This is a genomic window from Microbispora sp. NPDC046933 (genome assembly GCF_040644635.1).
Taxonomy (GTDB): domain Bacteria; phylum Actinomycetota; class Actinomycetes; order Streptosporangiales; family Streptosporangiaceae; genus Microbispora.
This window is the reverse complement of sequence record NZ_JBEYWW010000086.1, coordinates 1-3,630: the sequence shown is the minus strand read 5'-3', so window position 1 is coordinate 3,630 and position 3,630 is coordinate 1. Positions and strand designations below refer to the sequence as shown.

Sequence of the window (3,630 nt, the reverse complement as noted above, 5' to 3'; positions counted from 1 at the left end):
TTGCAGTCCCAGATCTGCGCCTGAGCGCCGTTGGCCTGCGACACCCCGGTGACGTCCAGGCACCGCCCCGACCCCACACCCTTGAGCGCGCTCGTCGCCGGCGGAGGGCCGCTCGGGGAGACGGTCGGGGAGACGGTCGGCGAGGGAGAGGGTGAGGTCGGCGGGGTCGTGTCGAACTGCGTCAGGAACTTCCACGCCTCGCCCGAGGTCCAGGTCCTCCAGCCGTCACAGGTGCAGCCGTCGATCGGGCCCGGGGTGTGGCCCCCGTCGAACGCCGCCCACACGACCGGATACCCGGCACGGCACCCCGAGTAGGCGGTGACGATGTGGGTCAGGCTGCCCGACCTGGGCTCGGGCGGATTCTGCGCGGTGCAGCCGTTGTTCCTCACGAACGTGTCCCGCAGTCCTCGCCCCGTGGAGATGTTGAGCACCGGGTCCCCGATGCCGTGCACCCCCATGTACGCGATGGGCTGGGTGCCGCCGTTGCACCCGCTGAGCTGCGCGCCGGAGTAGACCACGACCGCGCGGAAGACCGTCGCCCGGGCGCAGGCGAGCGCGTAGCTCATACCGCCGCCGTAGCTGAAGCCCGTGGAGAAGATCTGGCTGGTGTCGACGCACAGGCCGGCCTCGATCTGCCTGAGCATGTCGTCGACGAAGGTCACGTCCTGGCCGCCGGGGTTGGCCCAGCCGTTGCCGTTGCCCTGGGGCGCTACGAAGATCGTGCCGTTGTTCGCGGCGTCCGCCAGGCGCCTGAGTCCGTAGTACGACCAGTTGTACCCGTCGGTTCCGCCCGAGTCGACGTCGTTGGCGGTGCCGCCGTTCCAGTGGAACCCGAAGATCAGGCGGTAGGGGCGGTTGCTGTCGTAGTTGGCGGGCACCCGCAGGATGTAGCTGCGGTTCTGGCCGCTGCTCACGATCGAGTGCGTGCCACTTGCCAGCGTCGGGGCCTTGCCGCATCCGGCGGTCGCCGCGGCGGCCACGGCGCTGTGCGTGGCCGACGTCGTTCCGCCGAGCGCCGTGCCGCTTATGCCCAGAACGAGAAGTGCTGCCGCCGCGATTGCGGCGAAAAGAGACTTTTTACTCAACATACGCAACTCCATGCGCGGTTAGGGGGTCAGCGGTAGCCGGCGGCGACGACGTCGGCCTGTACGGCGTTCTCGGTGGCGTCGGAGGGGTAGCCCGCCACCATCGCTCCTTCGTAGAAGGTGCCGGCGCTGAGGTTGGCGCCGCCATCGGGCTTGCAGCAGTCGCCGCCGCTGCCCAGGACGATGGCGCCCTGCTTCTTCATCGGGCTGTAGCCGGGGGGAAGCGCGCCGTCGTAGAGGGTGTACAGGGTGCCGGACTGCGCGTTGCTGCCCTTGATCGCGAATCGGCTGGTGCCGTTGTTCTTCAGCGTGGCCGTGACGAACTTGCTGGTGAAGGCTCTCTGGTTGGGGTTCCAGGACTGGCTTCCGCCGGGGTAGAGCCCCCATTCGAGGTCGGCCTGGACCCAGGGACCCGATCCGGAGCAGCCGCCGAACCAGCAGCTCGTGCCGAAGTAGATGGCGTCCATGGCGCCGGCGGCGTCGGCCTTGCGGGTGGTCTCGCTGTTGCCGTAGTCGAAGCAGCAGCCGCTGTTGACGTGCGTGCCGCTGGTCACCATGTACATGCCCTCGGGCGCGCTGCCGGTCGGCACGCCGGTCAGGTGACCGTCACGCCAGTAGCTGTTGCCGGGGTTGATGTACAGGGAGTAGGCCTTGTTGCCGCCCACGGACAGCGACTCGGTGGTCGCGATGGCGGGCTTGCTCTGAGGTGACCCGGGGACCACGCTCGACCCCTGGTACCACAGGTCGTTGCCGCGCCCGGACTGGTCGTACACGACGGTGACGACGCAGGTGGTGCCGGCGCAGAAGGAGTCCTGGGCCGCCGCGTTGGCGACCCCGCCCGCGGTCAGGACGCCGATGTTCCTGGTCGCGTTGTCGGAGGAGCGCCGCACCTGGTAGAGGTTGCCGGTGTAGGCGTTGTAGAGCGCCCGCGTGGTGCTGTGCGCGGCCACGCACGGTGTGCCGCCGGCGGCGTAGATGTCACACGGGCGCGAGCCGGGGGGCGGCGGGCTCGGCGACGTGGGCGGGCTCGGCGACGTGGGCGGGCTCGGTGACGTGGTGGGCCCCCCTGCGACGGTCCACCTCTGGTTGCTCTGCCCGTTGCAGGTCCACAGGGCGACCGCGGTCCCGTTGGCCGTCGCCGCCTGGTACACGTCCAGGCACAGTCCGGACTGGACCCCGGTGATGGATCCGTCGGCGTTCTGGCGCCACTTCTGGTTGGCTTGCCCGTTGCACGACCAGATGACCACCTTCGTGCCCGGCGACGTCCCTTGGCCGTACGCGTCCACGCACCGCGTGCCGCCGAACGTGCGCAGCTCACCGCCCGAGGTGAACTCGAACGCCTGGTTGGCCTGGCCGTTGCAGTCCCAGATCTGCAGGGCGGCGCCCGGCGCATCGGTGTTGCCCGCCACGTCCAGGCAGCGCCCCGAGGACGCGCCGACCAGCGGCGCCATCGCCGCCGATGCCGGTGCCGACCATGTCAGGGCGGTGGCGAGGAGGGCCGCGAGCGCTGCCATGAGGCAGGCCGCGACGGCCGCCGGCGAGCGCCGCCCGCGAGCCGCATGGCCCGATGAGTCAACGGACGAAGAACCCATTGCTTTCACTCCTTGGGGGGAAGGCACGGCGGAGACAGCCACGTGCTGAATCCGGGCAGCCTCGCCGGAGCCGGCGATAGGCGGTCGTGTCCCATGCGGTGGGTCACTGTGGGAACAGCCACCGCGAACGGTAGGACCGTGCGATCTGACCGCTCCTGGATCGTTACGCTCGGTACCGACCCAGCGTTGTCCGTAGCGTGGAGACCGGAGGACTCACGGGTCCCGGTCGTGGGCCCGATCCGCGCGAAGGCGCATGTACGGGGCAAGGAAAGGGTTGCGGACAGTGGTGAGGAGTCCGGCCGCAGCCCGGAACGCCGGTGGCGCATCTCACCCCGTCGTGCGCGGCGAGCCGCGACGTCGGTGGATCACCATCCGGGTCACACCGGATCGGCGAGAGCGTCTCGCTGAACCTCCTCGAAAGGGTCCACGAACCGGTTCGCGTCGACCGGGTGTCGGTATCCAGCCCCTGTTGCCTCCTCGCGGCACTTGCGAGCTATGTTAGCGCTAACAGATCGACAGAGCGTTGATCCTTTCTGCCGGCGGATTGGGGGGTGGCGGGATGCAGCGAAGCAAATACGACCGGCGACGCGCGTGTCAAGAACCTCGTTCCCCTTCTTACCGACCCGCGTGAGAGGCTGGAGTCCCTGCCGCGGCTCTCAGCAGGGATGCTCGCGGTCCCCTGCCGGTTGCGCTCGAATGAAAGATTCACAGACCGCCTCAAGCGGGCTGGCCCCCTCAGCCCGTCCACGACCCGACAATGATCACATCATCGAAACGATTTGCATCCGTACTCGGGAGTGACTACGGAGACACCCCCAGCGGCGGGGCGGCTGGACGGCTCAGCCGGCCGAACGGAACAGGCGCTGCTGGATCTCTCTGCGGTAGTCGTCGAGGGTGTTGTCGATGTGTGTGGCGGCGGCGTGGGCGGCTGCTTCGGGGTCGCCGGCGCGGAT

At 69.2% G+C, this 3,630-nt stretch carries 2 protein-coding genes; both read right to left on the bottom strand.

The features are described from left to right. On the bottom strand, positions 1-1,088 hold a 1,088-nt coding region (locus tag ABZ857_RS43865), incomplete at its 3' end, for a hypothetical protein (protein WP_357056843.1). Between the two features lie 26 nt (positions 1,089-1,114). Then, positions 1,115-2,599: a lectin gene (locus tag ABZ857_RS43860; protein WP_357056840.1), complete on the bottom strand. Its 1,485-nt coding sequence runs from the start codon at positions 2,597-2,599 to the stop codon at positions 1,115-1,117. Positions 2,600-3,630 lie beyond the last annotated feature (1,031 nt).